This window comes from Paraburkholderia sp., assembly GCF_026225065.1.
Taxonomy (GTDB): domain Bacteria; phylum Pseudomonadota; class Gammaproteobacteria; order Burkholderiales; family Burkholderiaceae; genus Paraburkholderia.
The window spans coordinates 22,556-41,938 of sequence record NZ_JAMFSB010000237.1; the positions used below are offsets into that span (position 1 = coordinate 22,556).

Sequence of the window (19,383 nt, forward strand, 5' to 3'; positions counted from 1 at the left end):
TCTTTCCAAATCGCATTCCCTGGAGAAATCATGCAAAGACGCAGGATTGGCAATTCGGAATTGCAGGTGACGCCGGTCATGTTCGGCGGCAATGTATTTGGCTGGACCGCCGATGAGGCGACCTCGTTCGCGATCCTCGATGCCTTCGTCGACGCCGGTCTCGACTTTATCGATACCGCCGACGTCTATTCCGCCTGGGTGCCCGGCAATAAGGGCGGCGAGTCGGAAGCGATTCTCGGCAAGTGGTTTCGCCGCAGCGGCAAGCGCGACCAGATCGTGCTGGCCACCAAGGTGGGCAACCATCCGGAGCACAAGGGTTTGACCGCCGGCAACGTCCAGGCGGCCGTCGAGGATTCGCTGCGCCGTCTGCAAACCGACTACATCGACGTGTATTTTTCGCACAAGGATGCGGCCGAAACCCCGCTTGCCGAGACGCTGGGCGCCTATCAGCGCCTGATCGAGGCGGGCAAGGTGCGGGTGATCGGGGCGTCCAACTACAGCGGCGCGCGTATCCGCGAGGCGCTGGCGGTGTCGCGGCAACACCGCCTGCCCGAATACCAGATTATTCAGCCCGAATATAATCTGTATGACCGCGAGGCTTATGAAACCGATCTCGAACCGGTGATTCTCGAAGAGCACCTCAGCGCGGTCGTGTATTACAGTCTTGCAAGTGGCTTTCTGTCGGGCAAGTACCGTTCGTCCGCGGATCTGGCTAAAAGCGCGCGCGGCGGCGGCATCAAAAAATATCTGAACGAACGCGGCACTCGCATCCTCGATGCGCTCGACAGCGTGGCCGACCAGCACGGCACCACGCCCGCCACGGTGGCGCTGGCATGGCTGATCGCCCGTCCCAGCGTGACGGCGCCCATCGCCAGTGCGACTTCGGTGCAACAGCTGGACAGCCTTGCGGCGTCAGTCCACCTGATGTTGACCGGCTCGGACATGCGTCTGCTGGATGACGCAAGTGCCTGGCGGAATGGCTAAAATGGTGGTAGGCACGGTATTTTCCTGATATTATCGGGAGTGAATTGAGATCTTTGCCTGTTTCGTGGTGAACTCCCCACCTCTCTTTTCCGGCCTCCGTGGCCGCTTTGCCTTTCGTTTCGCTCATGGTTTCGTTTGCCTGTTATTGGCCATGATGTGGAACGACCGGAGGCCGGCGCGTAGTGGCACACACCACTGCGCAATTACCCGTATCCAGCGATTTAGTTAGGAATTACATGACGACGATTCTTCTGAAGGAAAACGAGCCGTTCGAAGTGGCGATCCGCCGCTTTCGTCGCGCAATCGAAAAGAATGGCCTGATCGCAGAACTGCGTGAACGCCAATCGTACGAAAAGCCGACGACGGCCCGCAAGCGTAAGAAGGCTGCTGCTGTGAAGCGCCTGCACAAGCGCCTGCGCAGCCAGCAACTGCCGAAAAAGCTGCACTAAGCACGCTTTTCAAGCACGGCCGAACGGCGGTGTGAGCTTCGCAAGAAGCCACATCGCCGTTTTGTATTTAGGGGAGCAATGCCTGTAATGCTCCCCAGGATGTTCCTGGAGAGCCTCCTGGCGGCCTCAGGCGGCGGTCTTCAGCTGCGCTGTGGACAAGCCGAACTGGCGGGCGATCGAAACCAGCCGTTCCTGCCATTCCCACGTGCCGAATACGTCGTGCACATTTTGTAGGCAACTGAGCAGGTCAACGGTGGCTGGGTCGAAGATATTGATATGGGCTCGCAGCAGCGCTTTCTTGAGTGCGGCCACTCCGACATCCATATAGGCAGGCACTTCGATTGGTGTTTTGCCGATATAGCGCACCGGAATGCCTTCCATTGCCGTCATATAGTCGCGCGGATTGATGAAGCTGCCGACTGGGCATCCGCCACAGTAGCCCCGATAGGCACCGCCGCCGCGCGGCAGAAGTGCGGCGCGCCCCTGACCGTCCAGATGGCTGGCGGCCCGATCGAATATCTCCTGATACGTCAGGAAGTTTGGATTTTTCATGGTTGTTCTCCCCCTGCGTCTACGCGCAGCGGTCATTCATGGGTGGTTCAAGCGCATCTGTTGTCCCTTCAATCGTTATAACGACTGAATCAGGTAAAAACGTAGCGGTGCAGCGCGCGAGTCCGCAATTTTGACATGATTTGGGAGGTCGGCCGACAGCCGGGCGCCTGCAAAGCCAAGCTGGATAAGGCTTTGACCATGTGGCCGGGGCGGGCTCGGGACTTTCCCGCAGGCGCTGGGTTTCGTGCCCGAAGTGTGGTGAAAACCACACGGGGTCGGAGTACAGATCCGAGGCCGACGACACGCGAAATGCGCCTTCCGTTCCGTTAGCCCGCAGATACCCCTCACCCGGCCTTTCGCTTGCGCCCCTTTTTGCCGAGGGCGGCGCAGCGGGCATAGCAATCGCAATCGGTCTGGTGGTCGTTCACCATGCCGACGGCCTGCATGAACGCATAGCAGATCGTCGAGCCGACAAACTTGCAGCCATAACGCTTGAGCCCCTTGCTCAGTGCGTCGGAAATCTCCGTTGAGGCCGGCGCATGCTGGTAAGTGGTCCATTCGTTCTGGATCGGGGTGTCATTGACGAACGACCAGATGAAATTCGCCAGCGACCCATGTTCCGCCTGGATCTGTTGCACGGCGCGCGCATTGGTAATGGCCGCCTCGATCTTGCCGCGATGCCGCACGATCGATTCGTCAACCACTAACGCGTCGACATGCTTTGGCGTGAAGCGGGCCACCTTGTCGATATCGAAGTTGGCGAACCCCCTGCGGTAGCCACTGCGTTTGTTCAAGATCGTGGACCATGACAGACCGGCTTGCGCGCCCTCCAGCACGAGCATTTCAAAGAGATGCTGATCGTCGCGCGAAGGGACGCCCCACTCGGTGTCGTGGTAGTGTGCGAGCGCTTCGCTCGATACCCAGTTGCATCGCTGTGTCACGTTCCGGCTCCCGCAGGGTCATGTATCGAAAATCCCGGTGCGTCCGGGCTTTGCCAGCATAGCGGAATGCCCGCGCATCGCAACTAGGCCATTCGGCCAGTTGCCGGATCGATATGGGTCTGCCACGCTATGCGGCATTCCGATTCTGCAACTCTCTTTATCCTCACTCACTTGATGAATACAGACCTCTTTCTGATCGGCGTCGACGGCGGCGGCAGCGGCACGCGTGTCGTACTCGGCGATGCCCACGGCCACGAACTGGCTCAGGCGGCGAGTGGCCCTTCAGGTTTGGGCCTCGGCGTCGAACGCGCCTGGCAGGCGATCCTGGCAGGCTGCACCGAGGCGTTCAAACAAGCCGGGGTCGCGCCGCAATGGGAGCGGTGCGTGCTCGGCTGCGGATTGGCCGGGGTCAACAACCCCGACTGGCTCGCCTCGTTCCGGGCTCAGGCGCCGAAGCTTGCAGGCCTTGCCGTGGAGAGCGATGCATACACGACCTTGCTCGGCGCGCACGGCGGGGCGCATGGCGTGATCGTGGCGCTTGGCACCGGCAGCGTAGCCGCAGCGGCAGACGGCGAGGGCGATTACAGGATCGCCAGCGGTTTCGGCTTTCCGTCGGGCGACGAGGCAAGCGGCGCCTGGCTCGGCTTGCGCACGGTCGTGTACGCGCAGCAGGCGGTAGATGGCCGTGCTCCGTTGGATGCGCTGGCTCAGGCATTGCTCGAACGGGTGGGGGCGCAGGATCGCGACGGCCTGATTCTCTGGCTTTGCTCGGCCAATCAGACGGCTTATGCGAGTCTCGCGCCCATCGTAATTGCCCATGCCAATCATCCTTTTGCCGCCCGCCTACTAAAGGAGGCGGGGGAAGAAATCGGCAAGATGATTGCCGCGCTGGATGCGTCCGGCGAGCTGCCGGTGGCTTTGTGCGGCGGCCTCGGCAAACCGTTGCGCGACTACGTACCGCAGCATTTCCAGGCCCGGCTGCGTGCGCCGTTGGCCGATTCAGCGCACGGCGCGTTGCAGCTTGCGCAGCGGGAAGCCACCCGGCTTGGTTTGAACCTGGCGGGCTAATCCGGCGAAAGCATCGAAAGCAACGATAAAATGGCGCCTTCGACGCTGCCGGCTGCTCACACCATGTACCAAGTCATCGCCACCGATCTCGACGGCACTCTGCTCGATGGAGACCATCAACTCGACCCGTTCACCGTTGCCACGGTGCGGCGGCTGGAGTCGGACGGCCTGCAATTCATCATTGCGACCGGCCGCCACTACCGCGACGCGGCGGGCATCCGCGATCTGCTGGGCATCCGTCCTTACCTGATCACATCAAACGGCGCGCGCGTGCATGCGCCGGACGACACCATGATCTACGGAGACGATCTTCCGCCCGCCACCGTGCACCGGCTCGTGCAGCCGGAAATCGCGGGCGCGCACGGCCGGGTGATCGTCAATCTGTTTGCAGATCACGATTGGCTGATCGACCGGGACGCACCGGAGCTTTTGCGTCTACATAAGGATTCGGGCTTTGGCTACGAAGTGACCGACCTGCGGCAGCATCACGGCGAGGGCATTGCGAAGGCGCTGTATATCGGCGAGCCCGCCGATCTCGCACCGGTCGCGGCCAATCTGCAACGCGAGTTCGGCGACGCGCTCTATGTCACCTATTCGCTGCCCGATTGCCTCGAAGTCATGACATCGAACGTGTCGAAGGGTCGCGCGTTGAAGTTCGTGCTCGACCGCCTGGGGGTAGAGACCGGCCTATGTATTGCGTTCGGCGACAACATGAACGATATCGATCTGCTCGAGACCGCCGGCCATCCGTTCATGATGAAAAACGCCAATCCGGATCTGATTACGCGCTTGCCGAATGTGCCGCGGATCGGCAACAACTTCGAAGCGGGCGTCGCGCACCATCTGCGCAAGCTGTTTGCCATGGACGATGAGCTTGCCTAATGCGTAGGACCTGAAGCCGCCGCAGGCGGCAACGCTGCGCACGGGCAATCCGTAGACCGTCCATTCAGCCCTTCGTCGCTATGCTGAAAGCTCGCGTGCGGCGAGCCGCCCTGCCAGTCGAGCTTGACGATATAAATACTGTCGAAATCGTCGCTGTGCCACTTCGGCACGTCGGCGGCGTTGCCGCCGTGGGCGCTCACCATCTGGCGCACCAGCTTCTCGATCAGCTTGTGCTCCCATGCCACCACCACCAGCTTGTTGCGATATGCCGGATCGATCAGTGTGGCGCTGAGCCGGTCGATCTGCGTCAGGCCATAAGGCGTTTGCACCGGCATCTCGAATTGAATGGCGGTCGGTTCGATGGTGGCCAACGGGCGCACATAGTAATAAGGATGGCCGCCGTCGTTCTTTTGCTCCCCCGGATCCGGCGCGAAGATCGCGTCAGGTTTGCCGAACTTGGCGGCGATCACCGCGGGCAGCGCCAGCGCCCGGTTAAGGCCCTGGCAATTGAGCTGGCCGAACCCTTGGGCCGGCTTCTCGCCGTGACGGACAAACACTAGCGTTTCAACGGCTTGGTTGGCCGCCTGGCTACTGGCCGCGTGCGCGGTGGCGGGCAACATGGCGCCGCCACACGAGGCCGCGAGCCAGAGTGCGACGCCTTGCAGGAATCGACGGGAACGGTTCATCGGGAGCCTCTTTGCGTGCCGTGTGAAAGTCGGACGATTCTAGCAGCGGCGTTGCGCCTTGCCGCGCGTCGGTTGCACTAAGGGCCGCTCGTCCATAAGCCTGTCCATAAAGCAGAACGGGCGCTATAGCGCCCGTTCTGCAGATTCATCCTATGGCGTTTCAGCTACGTCAATCGGCCAGCGCAGAGCGCGACGCGACCGGCGCACGGCTCGCCGCGACAACCGGATACACGAATCCGGCAATCACAGCGCCGAGAATCGGAGCGACCCAGAACAGCCAGAGCTGGTCGACGGCGGCGCCACCTACGAACAGCGCCGGCCCCGTCGAGCGGGCCGGATTGACCGAGGTATTGGTAACCGGAATGGAGATCAGGTGGATCAGTGTCAGGCACAGTCCGATGGCAATCGGCGCGAAGCCTGCCGGCGCGCGCTTGTCAGTGGCGCCGAGAATCACGAACAGGAAGAAGCCAGTCATGACCACTTCGCAGATAAACGCCGCCATCAGCGAGTAGTGACCCGGCGAGCGGTCGCCGTAGCCGTTGCTGGCGAAGCCGCTGGACACGAGGTCGAAGCCCGGCTTGCCGCTGGCGATCAACGACAGCACGAAGGCGCCGAGCACGGCGCCGATCACCTGGGCGACGATATACGGTACGAGATCGCGTGCCGGAAAACGGCCCGCCACGGTCAAGCCGACGCTCACCGCCGGATTCAGGTGGCAACCCGAGATATGGCCGATGGCGTAGGCCATGGTCAGCACCGTAAGGCCGAATGCGAACGCGACACCGACGAAGCCGATGCCCAGCCCGTGCACCGGACCGGCGAAATTGGCAGCGAGGACCGCACTGCCGCAGCCCCCGAGGACGAGCCAGAATGTGCCGAACAGCTCGGCAGCGAGGCGCTTTGACAACTGCATGATATGGAATCCTAAAAAGTTTGACTTGCTGGAGGCGGTACATGGGTATTCGGGCACCCACCTCCGAGCGCCAAATTCTAGGGAAATATTGGCGAATCGGGTGTCAAGAATTGTCAATGTCGCTGCGGGCAGTTTGGATTATTTACCGATAAAGACCGAATCGACTTAACAATTCATCGCTCTTTAATAATTATCAGACGATACCCTCAATTGTGAGTATTACTGTCCATTGCGAAATTCGGTAATTACGGCTAGTCTCCGTGACAATGCGTTCTACAAAAAGGGAGAAGGGAAATGTCGCAATATGCAGAACTTAAGGCGCAGATCGCCAGATTGCAGGCTCAGGCGGACGAAGCGCGACGCACCGAACTCGGCAATGTAATCGAGGAGATCCGCGGCAAGATAGCCGAGTATGGATTGACTGCCCAGGACCTGGGCTTTGCGGTTGCCGCCCGGCGCGGACGCCCGCCCAAGAAGGCGCCGCTGCCGCCCAAGTATCAGGATCCGAAGTCCGGCAATACGTGGAGCGGACGGGGCAAGCCGCCCAAGTGGATTTCCGGCAAGAATCGCGAACGCTTTCTGATCGAACAGGTTTAGTCGCCGCGGTTAATTGTCACGGCGAAAGCTTCCTGAAGGTTAATGGCATTCGGGAAGCTTAAGCGGCGAAATATGTATCAGATTTGTGTCGGAATTGGGCGGTAAAAAAAGCCGCCTTTGAGAGGCGGCTTTTATGAAGATGAGCGGCTAATCGACGCGGTTCTGCTCGCGCAAACGATTCACACGGGGTTTTTCGCGTATTTAGCCGGCATCAGATGCATAGACCGTTTAGCCTACCGCTACCTGGCGCAACATCGGACGGCGTTCAGCTTCGATAAGCGCCGTATAGCCGTCGAGATAGTTCTGCGCCATCGTCTTCGCGCTAAAGCGGCGTTCGAACTGGGCGCGGATTTCCGTACGCGACAGCTCGTCCACTCGCTGCAGCGCCGCCACCGCACCTTGCACGTCCTCGACCACGAAGCCGGTTACGCCATGGTCGATCACTTCCGGCACCGAACCGCGGTTAAAGGCGATCACCGGCGTGCCGCAGGCCATCGATTCGATCATCACGAGACCAAACGGCTCCGACCAGTCGATCGGGAACAGCAGCGCCTTGGCGCCTGACAGAAACTCCGGCTTTTGCGCTTCGTTGATCTCACCGACGAATTCGACGTGTGCCTGCGACAGCAGCGGTTCGATTTCCGTCTTGAAGTATTCCTGGTCGACCTTGTCCACCTTGGCGGCGATCTTCAGCGGCAGACCGCTTTGTGCGGCGATCTTGATGGCTGTATCGACGCGCTTCTCCGGACAGATACGGCCGAGGAACGCCAGGTACTCGGGCTTCTTGTGGGTCTGCGGCGTGAGCAGATTCTCCGGCAGACCGTGATAAATCGTGTTGAGCCAGTTGGCCTGCTTGAGCGGCAGACGCTGCGAGTCCGAGATCGACACCACCGGCGCTTGCGAGAACGTGTCGAAAATCGGTTGCAGTTCGGGCAGGTCGAGACGGCCATGCAAGGTGGTCACGAACGGCGTGTCCATCGTCGAGAACAGCGGGAACGGCAGATAGTCGAGGTGGAAGTGCAGTACGTCGAACTCATGGGCGATGCTGCGCACCCGCTCCATCAGCAGGACGTGCGGCGCCATGGCGTCGCGCACCGTCGGGTCGAGGCGCAGTGCGCGCGGCCAGGCGGCCTCGAGCTTGGCGGAGGTGACCGAATCGCCGCTCGCGAACAGCGTCACGTCGTGGCCGAGCTCGACCAGAGCCTCAGTCAGGTACGACACGACGCGCTCAGTGCCACCGTAAAACTTCGGCGGGACGGCTTCGTATAGGGGCGCTATTTGTGCGATTCGCATGCGTACTCTCCTGTGTCGGCTGGAGTCGGCCCTTAAGAGCAAACACTCCAGCCCATGCAACGTAAGTTGCGGTTCATAACGGCGTTCGCAAAACGTGCTCGGATCGAGCGAAGAGCGAATACCTGTCGGACGGACGGGCGCGGTAGGCCGCCGCCCGGTGGCAACCCGAAACTGCATCGGGTTATCCCTTAAGGCCATTATCGGGATCAACCGGCGCAATTCGAGTTATTTTTCAAACGCTTAATGTTGTTACAGCGCGAAACACCGTGCGTAACAGGTGAAACCGGGGTGCAGCATAGCTGGCACGACACCCCTCAGCAAGCACCGTGCCGCGCCTTGCGGCCCGCCCAGAAAGGTGGCGCGATGCATTGCGCATAGCAGGCGATTGTTGCCGCAGCGTGAAAAAGATCTATAATTTGCTCGCACCTGTAACGGTGCAAGAAACCGCGCGGGGTCGCGCACCGATCGATCCCCAAAAGCTGTCAGCCACCTTTCATCCTCTCCCCGCTATGCGTTTTGTAGGAAAAATTCCTACAGAATTTATGGAAAACTCCGGCAACCAGACGGGGTGTCTGTCCGATTTCAGTCGCAGTTACATTTAGACACAATGCTTGCAAGACCATAAACGAGCCGTTCGTGCGGTGTGCGGTGCGCGCGTTCGAGCAAACGTTTCCGTAACGGCCTGACCAGCCAGATCGACTCGGGGGAATCATGAGCACCACTAGTGACATGCTCAATGAGATACGAGAAGTGAACCTCTCCTATCTCCTGCTCGCTCAGCGTCTGCTGCGTGAGGACAAGCCCATGGGGATGTTCCGCATGGGTATATCGGAGCAGTTGGCAGACGTGATTGCCAATCTGTCTCTGGCGCAGACCGTCAAACTGGCTGCATCCAGCCAGGTTCTCTGCCGCTTTCGCTTCGACGACCACGCCGTCCTGTCCGCGCTTGCAGACAAGGGCAAGACCAGCAGTGCCGTTGCTCAGGCGCATTCTGCGATCTTGATGGCGAGCCAGCCCGTGGAACAGATTGGCTGAGGCCGGCGTTCCACGGCGGCAAAACCGACCAGCAACACCAGGACGCGGGAAGCGCAGCGCATGGCCACTAAAAGCGTAGTACTCGAAGTCAGGGAAATTACCCTGGCGATCGAACTGATCGAACTCGGCGCGCGTTTGCAGTTGCTCGAGGCCGAGACCAGCCTGTCGCGCGACCGGCTGATCAAGCTTTACAAGGAGTTGAAAGGGGTCTCGCCACCCAAGGGCATGCTGCCGTTCTCCACGGACTGGTTCATGACCTGGCAGCCGAACTTCCATTCCTCGCTGTTCTATAACATCTACCGCTTCATGGTGGCCCATGGCGGTTGTGAAACGATCCAGTCGATCGTCAAGAGCTACCGGCTGTATCAGGAACACGTCCACCTGCACGACGACGAGCCGGTCCTCAGCCTGACCCGCGCATGGACCCTCGTGCGCTTTTTCGACTCCGGCATGCTGCAGATGACTTCGTGCTGCCGCTGCGGCGGCCAGTTCGTCGCTCACGCTCACGATCCCCAGCACGGTTTTATCTGCGGGCTGTGCCAGCCGCCGTCCCGCGCAGGTAAGACAAAGAAAGTTGCCGAAGCCAAAGTCCGCGCGACCCAGCTCGCCGAACTGGACGCCGAACTCGAACTTTGAGCCGCGGGCGGCCAGGGCCGCCCCGCTTGCATCGCAGCCCGGGCGGCTTGCCGCGCGCCCGCATCTTCAGCCCGTGGTTTACACCGGCTCGCCAACTTGCTTTTCCACCAAAGTTTTCCGCTCCGTTGCCGTAAACCAGTCTAACGGCGGTCTCCGTCGCTTCCTTGTGAGGGCTCGGCTGTGCTGATTTTCGTGGGAACACTCGTGACGCTGTTGTCCGTCTTTGGCGGTTATGCCATGGAAGGCGGCCATCTGGGCGCGCTGATGCAGCCAGTCGAACTGCTGATGATCGGAGGCGCCGGCGTTGGCGCGTTCGTTCTCGGCAACGGGATGAAAACCATCAAGTCGACGCTGGGCGTGCTTCCGACCCTCTTCAAAGGGTCTAAATACAACAAGGACGTCTACATGGAGCTGATGGCGCTCCTGTACGTCCTGCTGGCGAAAGCGCGCAAGGAAGGGACGCTGACGCTCGAAGCCGATATCGACGATCCGTCGAAGAGCCCGATCTTCACGCAGTATCCGAAGATCCTCGCCGACCACCACATCATCGAGTTTCTGACCGATTACCTGCGTCTGATGGTCGGCGGCAACATGAACGCGTTCGAAATCGAAAGCCTGATGGACGAGGAAATCGAAACCCATCACACCGAGGGCGAAGCGCCGGCGCACGCGCTCGCCAAGGTCGGCGACGCCATGCCGGCATTCGGGATCGTCGCGGCGGTGATGGGCGTGGTGCACACCATGGCCTCGGCCGACAAACCGCCTGCGGTGCTCGGCGAGATGATCGCCCAGGCGCTGGTCGGCACCTTCCTCGGCATTCTGCTTTCGTATGGGCTGATCGGGCCGCTCTCGAGCGTCGCGGAACAACGCGTCGCCGAGTCGACCAAGATGTTCCAGTGCATCAAGGTGACGATCCTCGCGAGCCTGAATGGCTATGCGCCGGCGATCGCCGTCGAATTCGGCCGCAAGGTGCTCTTCTCGACTGAACGTCCGTCGTTCGCCGAGCTGGAAGAGCACGTGCGCCGCGTGAAAGCCAAGTGACCGCGCGGACCAGGGACTGATTCGATGAGCAAGGACAAAGACCGCGCAATTGTCGTCAAGCGTGCCGCGCCGAAGAAGGCGGGGCATCACGGCGGCGCATGGAAACTCGCCTACGCGGACTTCATGACCGCGATGATGGCGTTCTTCCTGCTGATGTGGCTGCTCAGTTCGGCGACCACGGTGCAGTTGCGCGGCATTGCGGACTACTTCAACCAGCCGCTGAAGATCACGCTGTGGGGCGGTGATCGCAGCGCGGAAGATTCGAGCATTCTGAAGGGTGGCGGCCGCGATGTTTCGACCGACTCGCAAGGCATTACGCGCCAGAGCGATGGCACGATGGCGCGCGCGCAACACACCGTCTCGCATAGCGACGACGAAGCGGTGAACCAGGCGCAGGGGCAACTCGAGCGCCAGGAGCAGGCCCGCCTGCACGATCTGCAGGTCAAGCTGATGGCCGCGATCGAAGCCAATCCGGTGCTGCGTCAGTTCAAGCAGCAGATTCGCATCGATTCGACCTTGACGGGTCTGCGCATCGAGATCGTCGACTCGCAGACGCGGCCGATGTTCGACACCGCCAGCGACGAGGTCCAGCCGTACATGCGCGACATCCTGCGCGCTATCGGCAACACGCTGAACGACGTGCCGAACCGCATCATCGTGCAAGGTCACACCGACGCCGTGCAGTACGCCGGCGGCGAGAAGGGTTACAGCAACTGGGAGTTGTCGGCGGACCGCGCGAACGCTTCGCGCCGCGAGCTGGTCGCGGGCGGCATGGACGAAGCGAAGGTGATGCGCGTGATCGGCATGGCGTCGTCGCAGAACCTGAACAAGAGCGATCCGCTCGACCCCGAAAACCGCCGTATCAGCATTCTGGTTCTGAACAAGAAGTCCGAGGACGCAATGATGCACGACGACTCGACGACGACCACTTTGTCGGACGATGCCGCTGGTTCGGGGCAGGCGCCCCTGCTGCAACAGATTGCGCAACCGCCGACGGTTGCACCCAAGGCGCCCACCGTGGCGCCCCATTGAAGGACACGATGGCCTGAGCCGTGCCGCCGCGTATCCGCGGCACAGCCAGGCGATTCATAGTGAGCGCAGCGAGGATTTAATGATCAGGCACATTCTGGCAATCGACGACTCGGCATCGATGCGGCAGATTCTCTCCGCCACGCTGACGACGGCCGGCTATGAGGTGACGCTCGCCGCGGACGGCGAAGAGGGCCTCGAGAATGCGCTCGCGATGCCGTTCGACCTCGTGTTGACGGACCAGCATATGCCGGGCAGGACCGGCCTCGATCTGATCGCTGCGCTGCGCGACAACCCGGCTTACCAGGCGACGCCGATCCTCGTCCTCACGACGGAATCCGGCGAACCTTTCAAGGAAGCGGCGCGAGCGGCGGGGGCGACAGGCTGGATCGAAAAGCCGCTCGACCCGGACATGTTGACCGAGCTGGTCGCGGCGCTTGCCGAGCCCGGCGAGGCCTGAGCCACACAACTTTTTAAACAGCGCCTTTAGACAAAGCGGCACGGCTGCCAAAGCCCAGACAGGATCTCTCGCGGTGACCCAGGCATGACACTCGATATCACTCAGTTCTATCAGACGTTCTTCGACGAAGCGGACGAACTGCTCGCGCAGATGGAGCAGTTGCTGCTCAATCTGGACATTGGCCATCCGGACCCGGAAGACCTCGCGGCGATTTTCCGCGCGGCGCACTCGATCAAGGGTGGCGCGGCGACTTTTGGTTTCACCGCGCTCACCGAAACGACCCACATCCTCGAATCGCTGCTCGATCGCGCGCGCAATAACGAACTCGTGCTGCGCAAGGACATGATCGACACGTTCCTCGAGACCAAGGACGTGCTGTCCGGCCAGCTCGCGGACTATCGCGCGAGCGCCGAGCCGGATGCGGCGGTGGCTAAAGCGATTTGCGCCAAGCTCGAACATCTCTACGCGGAAAGCGTCCGCGGCGAGAGCGAGCCGGCACCGGCTGCCGTAGCGGCACCCGAGGCGGCTGCGCCGGCTCCGGCAGTCGCCGAGGCCGACGAAGGGCCGCCGCCGGCGCACGTGGTCGAGCAGGCCGTCGACGTGGCTAGCGAAATATCAGGCATCGAACCGGCACAGACCGGCGCAGCAACAGCAGCAACAACCGGGACCGCAGCCGAAGACAGCGGCCCGCATCTGAAAATCACGCTACGGGGTGTAGGTGAGAAGGACCAGGACCTGCTGGCCGAAGAGCTCGGCAACCTGGGGCGTATCGTTGGGCAGGTCAAGGCGGGCGGCGATTTCACGCTGTGGCTGCAGACCGATGTCACGTCCGACGACATCATCGCCGTGTGCTGTTTCGTGATCGACGACAGTCAGATCTCGATTGGCCGCGGCACAGCACCGGTGGATGAATCGCAGGAAGGCGAACCTGGAACGCCTGCCACTGCGGAGCACGCACCGGCGCCTGCACCGGCACCGGCCCCCGCGCCGGTTGCCGCACCGCAGGCAGGCGCAGCAACGCCGACGCACGGACTGTTCAATGAACCGGCGCAGGCAGCATCAGCTGCGGCTCCGGCGCCCACTCCGGCGGCGGTCGCACCGGCCCCTGCTCCCGCGCCGGCACCGGCCGCGGCAGCAGCGGGCGCTGGCGAATCCGACCGCAAGAGTGGGCGTCCGGCGGCTGCGGCTGCAGCCGAAGGCAGTTCGATCCGGGTCGGCGTGGAGAAGGTCGATCAGCTGATCAACCTGGTCGGCGAACTGGTGATCACCCAGGCCATGCTGGCCGAGACCACCAGCGCCTTCGATCCGGCATTGCACGACCGGCTCTTCAACGGCATGGCGCAGCTGGAGCGCAATGCCCGCGATCTGCAGGAAGCGGTGATGTCGATCCGCATGATGCCGATGGATTACGTCTTCAGCCGCTTCCCGCGTCTGGTGCGCGATCTGGCGGCGAAGCTCGGCAAGGAGGTCGAACTCGTCACCTTCGGTCAGGCGACCGAACTCGACAAGAGCCTCATCGAGCGGATCATCGACCCGTTGACCCACCTCGTGCGCAACAGTCTCGATCACGGCATCGAGACGGTGGAGGCACGGCGCGCGGCGGGCAAGGATTCGACAGGACAGCTGGTGTTGTCGGCCGCGCATCATGGCGGCAACATCGTGATCGAAGTGAGCGACGACGGCGCCGGTCTGCGTCGCGACAAGATTCTCGCCAAGGCGGCCAAGCAGGGCATGCAGGTCAGCGAAAGCATGACCGATGACGAAGTCTGGAATTTGATCTTCCTGCCGGGCTTCTCGACCGCCGAACAGGTGACCGACGTGTCGGGCCGCGGCGTCGGCATGGACGTGGTGAAGCGCAACATCCAGTCGATGGGCGGTCACGTCGAGATCAGCTCGCAGGCAGGCAAGGGCAGCACCACACGTATCGTGTTGCCGCTCACGCTGGCGATTCTCGACGGCATGTCGGTGAAGGTCGGCAACGAGATCTTCATCCTGCCGCTGAACTTCGTGATGGAGTCGCTGCAGCCGCGATCCGAAGACATTTATACGGTGGCCGCCGGCGAACGCGTGGTGCGCGTGCGCGGCGAATACCTGCCGCTCGTCGCGCTGCACGAAGTGTTCTCGGTGGCGGACGCCAAGTCGGAACCGACCCAGGGCATCGTCACCATCATGCAGACCGAAGGACGACGCTTCGCCATGCTGATCGACGAACTGGTCGGCCAGCAGCAAGTGGTCGTAAAGAATCTGGAAACGAATTACCGCAAGGTGCACGGCATTTCCGCCGCGACCATTCTCGGCGACGGCAGTGTCGCGCTGATCGTGGACGTGGCGGCACTGAACCGCGAGACGCGCAACGCGCACGGCGCAATGAGTCTCGCGTAAATATCGAGGCAACCCCGGGCGACCTCGGGCAACTTTTTACTTAACTTGTTTCATCCCAACCGTTTGGGGGCTAACGTGGCAGAAGTCCAATCCATCAATTCGAGCGTCGGGCGCCGCGACGCGCTGCAGGCAGACGCCGGCGGTCAGGAATTTCTCGTCTTCACGCTCGGCGCGGAAGAGTACGGCATCGACATCCTGAAGGTGCAGGAAATTCGCGGCTACGACAGCGTGACGCGCATCGCAAACGCACCTGATTTCATCAAGGGCGTGATCAATCTGCGCGGCATCATCGTGCCGATCGTGGACATGCGCATCAAGTTTCATCTGGGCCGCGTAGAGTACGACCACCAGACGGTGGTGATCATCCTGAACGTCGCGCATCGCGTGGTCGGGATGGTGGTGGACGGCGTGTCGGACGTGCTGACGTTGCAGGTGGACCAGATCATGCCGGCGCCCGAATTCGGCGCGACGCTGACCACCGAATACCTGACGGGTCTCGGTACGGTCGACGGCCGCATGCTGATCCTGATGGACATCGAAAAGCTCATGACCAGCCGCGAAATGGCGCTGATCGAAACGATCGGCGGCTAAGCGCGATCGGCAAGCATGTGACGGGAAAACAGGGAGCATCAAGATGCTAAGCAGGTGGTCGATTCGTACCTCATTGACCGTGGTCGGAATCGTTCTGGTGGCGCTGACGCTCGTAGTCGGCGCGCTCGGCCTCACCGCGCTCAGCCGTGCGAGCCAGTCGCTCGACGGCATTGCGCGCGGCGATCTGGTGGCTATTCATGCACTCGACGATGCATCGGGTTATCTGTTGCGCTCGCGCATCGCAGTCGACCGGTACAACACGCTCACTGCCGCCGGCAATGCCGACGAAGCGAAAAAGGTGCTGGGCCGCGGGCAAGAACTGCTTGGCAAGGGTAATGAGAGCTGGCAGGCGTTTCTGGACGCGCCCAAGTCCGGCATCGACCAGGCGTTGCTCGACGACCTGCTGGCGCGTCGCGCGACCGTGATGCACGAAGGCGTGGAGCCGGAGTTCGCGGCGCTGCACGCGGGCGACCAGGCCGGTTTTCATGCGATTGCCGACACGAAAATCAGCCCGCTCTTTATCGCCTACGACAATTCCGCCTCGGCGGTTGTGAAGGCACTGCAGCAACGCGCGGCCGATCAGCAGACGGCGGCCCAGTCGAACGTCACGCTCATGACCTCGCTGATCATCGCGGTGGGCGTGTTCGCGCTGGTGCTCGTCGTGGTGATCCGGATCGCGCTGCGCAGCCTGATCGTGCAGCCGCTCCTGGACGCCACCGAGTGTTTCGAGCGGATCGCCGCAGGCGACCTGACGCACCCGGTAGTGGTGTCCAGCGCCAACGAAATCGGACGCCTGTTTCGCGGCATCAAGCAGATGCAGGACAGCCTCTCGACGATGCTCAAAGGCGTGCACGGCAGCACCGAATCGATCGACACCGGTGCGCGCGAAATTGCCATGGGCAACACCGATCTCTCGCAGCGCACCGAGCAGCAGGCCGCTTCGCTGCAGCAGACTGCATCGAGCATGGAACAACTGACGGGCACCGTGCGGCAGAACGCCGAGAATGCCCGCCAGGCGAGCCAGCTTGCGGTCAACGCGTCGGACATCGCGACGCGCGGCGGCGACGTGGTGGGCCAGGTCGTTCACACGATGCAGGATATCGCCACCAGCTCGAACAAGGTGGTGGACATCATCAGCGTGATCGAAGGGATTGCCTTCCAGACCAACATCCTCGCGCTGAACGCCGCCGTGGAAGCGGCCCGGGCGGGTGAGCAGGGCCGCGGCTTCGCGGTGGTGGCCGGCGAAGTGCGCAACCTCGCGCAGCGCAGCGCCAGTGCCGCCAAGGAAATCAAGGAACTGATCGGCGACTCGGTTGCCAAGGTGCAAAGCGGCTCGACCCTGGTCGGCCGGGCAGGCACGACGATGGAAGAGATCGTCCAGGCCGTGCGCCGCGTGACCGACATCATGGGCGAGATCAGCGCGGCATCGGAAGAGCAGTCGACTGGCATCGAGCAGGTCAACCGCGCTGTGGTGCAGATGGACGAAGTTACGCAACAGAACGCCGCGCTCGTCGAAGAGGCGGCCGCTGCGGCGGCGTCGCTCGAAGAGCAGACGCGTCAGTTGCGCAGCGTGGTGGGCGGCTGGCACGTGGAAGGCGGGCAGCGTGGCGCTTCTGCTGCACGCAGCACGAGCGCGCCGCGCGCGGCTCAAGCTGTTGCAGCAACAGCGAAGGCTGCTGCACCGAAGACGGCAGCACCGAAGACGGCAGCACCGAAGGTGGCCGTGGCGAAGGCGGCAGCGGCGCCAACCCAGGCTGCGCCAGCAGCGGCGGCTAGACACGACACAAAGCACGACGCATCACGCGCGAGCGCGCCAGCACGTACCGAACCAGCGCTCAGGCCGAAGACTTCGGCCAGCGCCAGGGCGCCGGCAGCACGGCCAGCCGTAACGGGCGCATCGACGGCAGGTTCGGATGCGGATTGGGAAACGTTTTAAGGGAAGATGGTTAGTTATGCAGGCTTTCGGCTCCTCGCCGCAGTACGGGCGATTCATTGAAGCACGCTCTCAAGGCGTGGTTCGAGCCGTCGGTCAGGAAACATTCGCGGGCAGGCGCGACCCCGCGATGCAAGTTTCTCGCCCCGCAGGGAGTCTCCCTGAGGCAGCGAGCGACGCTTCGTATCGCAGGCAGGAACTTTGATAATGGCAACGCGCGCACAGCTTCGTCCCGACAAGGCCGAACCGGCGAAAGCCGCTGACCCGGGACGTGATTTCGAATTCACCTCGGCGGATTTCGCTCGCATTCGCGAACTGATCCACCGCGGCGCCGGCATTTCGCTATCGGACCATAAGCGCGACATGGCCTATAGCCGGCTCGCGCGGCGTTTGCGCGCGCGCGGCCTCGACAGCTTCCGCGAATACCTCGATCTGCTCGAGTCGGAGAACGATCCCGCCGAGTGGGAGGCGTTCACCAATGCGTTGACCACCAACCTGACTGCGTTCTTTCGCGAGGCGCACCATTTCCCGATCCTCGCCGAGTTCGTCGCACGTCGTCAGGCACCGGTGTCGGTGTGGTGCTCAGCGGCTTCGACCGGCGAAGAGCCGTATTCGATCGCGATGACGCTGATCGAAGCGCTCGGCGACAGCGCCGCGCGCCAGGCCACGGTGCTCGCTACCGACATCGACACCCAGGTGCTCGCCAAGGGTGAAGCGGGCATGTACCAGTTCGATCAGGTCAAGCACCTGTCGCAGGAACGGCTCAAGCGCTTCTTCCTGAAGGGCACCGGCGCGCACGCGGGGATGGTGAAAGTGCGCCCTGAAGTGCGCGCGATGATCCGTTTCCAGCAACTGAACCTGACCGACCGCGACTACGGTTTGCGCTCGCAGTTCGACGCGATCTTCTGCCGCAACGTGATGATCTACTTCGACAAGCCGACCCAGTCGCAGGTGCTGTCGCGCTTCGAGCCGGTGATGAAAGGCGGTGGCCTGCTGTTTGCCGGTCACTCGGAGAACTTCACCTACGTGACCCAGGCATTCCGTCTGCGCGGCCAGACCGTCTACGAACTGACTCGCGACGGCGGCGCTGCGCGCGCCGGCCAGCGAGGCCAGACCCAACCGGCTCACTCGTCGACTAGTGGGGTGACAGTATGAGCAGCGCCCTGCCGATCGCCACCAATCTGTACTTCGACAATCACTTCCAGCGCCCCGGCGTGAAGTTATTGCCGAACGAGTTTTATACAACCCACGACGACATGGTGCTCGTCACCGTGCTCGGCTCGTGCGTGGCCGCCTGCATTCGGGACCACACGGCAGGCATCGGCGGCATGAATCACTTCATGCTGCCGGACGACGGCGCCGACCTCGGCCAGGCCGCCTCGGATTCGATGCGTTACGGCGCCTACGCGATGGAAGTGCTCATCAACGAGCTGATCAAGGCGGGCGGCCGGCGCGAACGTTTCGAGGCCAAGGTATTCGGCGGCGCCGCGGTGCTGGCCGGCATGACGACGATGAACATCGGCGATCGCAATTCGGAATTCGTGCGCCGCTATCTGGCGCTCGAAAAAATCCGCATCACCGCCGAGGATCTGCAAGGCGGTCATCCGCGCAAGGTGGCTTTCATGCCGCGCACCGGCCAAGTGATGGTGAAGAAACTGCGTCTGCAGCAGGAAGCCGGGGTGGCCGAGCGCGAACAGGCGCTCGCCCGGCAGACCTCCGAGCAGCGCGCCGAGCGTCTCGCAAAGGCCCGCGAACGGGTCGAGTTGTTTGCCGCGCCAGCCGGTGGGCGGCCAAAGATCGAGCTGTTTGGTGCAAGGGCCGCTGCCGGCTCAGGGGCGGGTGCCCCGGCTGCGAAGCCACGCATCGAGCTATTTGGCGCGAGCCAGCGTCCGAATAATTCAAACAACGCCA

At 62.2% G+C, this 19,383-nt stretch carries 20 protein-coding genes; 15 read left to right on the forward strand and 5 right to left on the reverse strand.

All coding sequences use genetic code 11. The features are described from left to right. Positions 1 to 30: 30 nt before the first annotated feature. Both M0954_RS17355 and rpsU read left to right on the forward strand, forming a co-directional pair. Positions 31 to 984, forward strand: coding sequence for an aldo/keto reductase (locus M0954_RS17355; RefSeq protein WP_297354511.1), 954 nt, complete (start codon positions 31 to 33; stop codon positions 982 to 984). 236 nt (positions 985 to 1,220) lie between these two features. Then, positions 1,221 to 1,433 carry a 30S ribosomal protein S21 gene (gene rpsU, locus M0954_RS17360; protein ID WP_074262890.1) on the forward strand — a complete coding sequence of 71 codons (213 nt, stop codon included), beginning with the start codon at positions 1,221 to 1,223 and terminating at the stop codon, positions 1,431 to 1,433. Between the two features lie 126 nt (positions 1,434 to 1,559). Here the strand turns inward: rpsU and M0954_RS17365 are convergent, their stop codons facing one another. Together M0954_RS17365 and M0954_RS17370 are read right to left on the reverse strand one after the other, a co-directional pair. Then, on the reverse strand, positions 1,560 to 1,985 hold the full coding sequence (locus tag M0954_RS17365) for a hypothetical protein (protein ID WP_297354513.1): 426 nt from the start codon (positions 1,983 to 1,985) through the stop codon (positions 1,560 to 1,562). Between the two features lie 344 nt (positions 1,986 to 2,329). Further along, positions 2,330 to 2,926, reverse strand: coding sequence for a DNA-3-methyladenine glycosylase I (locus M0954_RS17370; RefSeq protein ID WP_297354515.1), 597 nt, complete (start codon positions 2,924 to 2,926; stop codon positions 2,330 to 2,332). Positions 2,927 to 3,100: 174 nt separating this feature from the next. Between M0954_RS17370 and M0954_RS17375 the strand changes: the two genes are divergently transcribed. Continuing rightward, positions 3,101 to 3,994, forward strand: coding sequence for a BadF/BadG/BcrA/BcrD ATPase family protein (locus M0954_RS17375; RefSeq protein WP_123385068.1), 894 nt, complete (start codon positions 3,101 to 3,103; stop codon positions 3,992 to 3,994). Positions 3,995 to 4,057: 63 nt separating this feature from the next. After that, positions 4,058 to 4,876: a Cof-type HAD-IIB family hydrolase gene (locus M0954_RS17380; RefSeq protein ID WP_122155478.1), complete on the forward strand. Its 819-nt coding sequence runs from the start codon at positions 4,058 to 4,060 to the stop codon at positions 4,874 to 4,876. Here M0954_RS17380 and M0954_RS17385 read toward each other — a convergent pair. Together M0954_RS17385 and aqpZ are read right to left on the reverse strand one after the other, a co-directional pair. Next, complete coding sequence (locus M0954_RS17385) at positions 4,873 to 5,562, reverse strand: histidine phosphatase family protein (protein WP_133892545.1); 690 nt, start codon at positions 5,560 to 5,562, stop codon at positions 4,873 to 4,875. The genes M0954_RS17380 and M0954_RS17385 overlap by 4 nt on opposite strands. A gap of 169 nt (positions 5,563 to 5,731) precedes the next feature. Further along, positions 5,732 to 6,475 (reverse strand): aquaporin Z, encoded by a 744-nt coding sequence (gene aqpZ / locus M0954_RS17390; protein WP_122152880.1) that lies wholly within the window; start codon positions 6,473 to 6,475, stop codon positions 5,732 to 5,734. A gap of 294 nt (positions 6,476 to 6,769) precedes the next feature. Between aqpZ and M0954_RS17395 the strand changes: the two genes are divergently transcribed. Then, a complete protein-coding gene (locus tag M0954_RS17395) occupies positions 6,770 to 7,072 on the forward strand; it encodes an H-NS histone family protein (RefSeq protein WP_074262884.1) in 303 nt (100 codons plus the stop codon). A gap of 228 nt (positions 7,073 to 7,300) precedes the next feature. Here the strand turns inward: M0954_RS17395 and M0954_RS17400 are convergent, their stop codons facing one another. Continuing rightward, positions 7,301 to 8,365 carry a glycosyltransferase family 4 protein gene (locus tag M0954_RS17400; RefSeq protein ID WP_297354518.1) on the reverse strand — a complete coding sequence of 355 codons (1,065 nt, stop codon included), beginning with the start codon at positions 8,363 to 8,365 and terminating at the stop codon, positions 7,301 to 7,303. A gap of 711 nt (positions 8,366 to 9,076) precedes the next feature. On the opposite strand from M0954_RS17400, the gene flhD reads away from it, so the two are divergent. The 10 genes from flhD to cheD form a co-directional block, all read left to right on the forward strand. Beyond that, complete coding sequence (gene flhD / locus M0954_RS17405; RefSeq protein ID WP_123385064.1) at positions 9,077 to 9,400, forward strand: flagellar transcriptional regulator FlhD; 324 nt, start codon at positions 9,077 to 9,079, stop codon at positions 9,398 to 9,400. A gap of 60 nt (positions 9,401 to 9,460) precedes the next feature. After that, the gene (flhC, locus tag M0954_RS17410) at positions 9,461 to 10,036 is read left to right on the forward strand and encodes a flagellar transcriptional regulator FlhC (RefSeq protein WP_122152877.1); all 576 of its coding nucleotides are present in this window, start codon (positions 9,461 to 9,463) and stop codon (positions 10,034 to 10,036) included. 180 nt (positions 10,037 to 10,216) lie between these two features. Next, positions 10,217 to 11,077, forward strand: a complete 861-nt coding sequence (motA, locus tag M0954_RS17415) for a flagellar motor stator protein MotA (RefSeq protein ID WP_122152876.1) — start codon at positions 10,217 to 10,219, stop codon at positions 11,075 to 11,077. 24 nt (positions 11,078 to 11,101) lie between these two features. After that, entirely contained in the window at positions 11,102 to 12,109 is a 1,008-nt protein-coding gene (gene motB / locus M0954_RS17420; RefSeq protein WP_297354520.1) for a flagellar motor protein MotB, read from the forward strand. Between the two features lie 79 nt (positions 12,110 to 12,188). After that, complete coding sequence (locus tag M0954_RS17425; protein ID WP_122152874.1) at positions 12,189 to 12,566, forward strand: response regulator; 378 nt, start codon at positions 12,189 to 12,191, stop codon at positions 12,564 to 12,566. An 84-nt stretch (positions 12,567 to 12,650) separates the two neighbouring features. Beyond that, on the forward strand, positions 12,651 to 14,948 hold the full coding sequence (gene cheA / locus M0954_RS17430) for a chemotaxis protein CheA (RefSeq protein ID WP_297354522.1): 2,298 nt from the start codon (positions 12,651 to 12,653) through the stop codon (positions 14,946 to 14,948). Positions 14,949 to 15,023: 75 nt separating this feature from the next. After that, positions 15,024 to 15,539 (forward strand): chemotaxis protein CheW, encoded by a 516-nt coding sequence (locus M0954_RS17435; RefSeq protein ID WP_122155477.1) that lies wholly within the window; start codon positions 15,024 to 15,026, stop codon positions 15,537 to 15,539. A gap of 43 nt (positions 15,540 to 15,582) precedes the next feature. After that, positions 15,583 to 17,475 carry a methyl-accepting chemotaxis protein gene (locus tag M0954_RS17440; protein WP_297354525.1) on the forward strand — a complete coding sequence of 631 codons (1,893 nt, stop codon included), beginning with the start codon at positions 15,583 to 15,585 and terminating at the stop codon, positions 17,473 to 17,475. A gap of 201 nt (positions 17,476 to 17,676) precedes the next feature. Further along, positions 17,677 to 18,627: a CheR family methyltransferase gene (locus tag M0954_RS17445; protein WP_133893072.1), complete on the forward strand. Its 951-nt coding sequence runs from the start codon at positions 17,677 to 17,679 to the stop codon at positions 18,625 to 18,627. Then, positions 18,624 to 19,383: chemoreceptor glutamine deamidase CheD (gene cheD / locus M0954_RS17450; RefSeq protein ID WP_297354527.1), on the forward strand; the 760-nt coding region annotated here is incomplete at its 3' end. The genes M0954_RS17445 and cheD, both read left to right, overlap by 4 nt.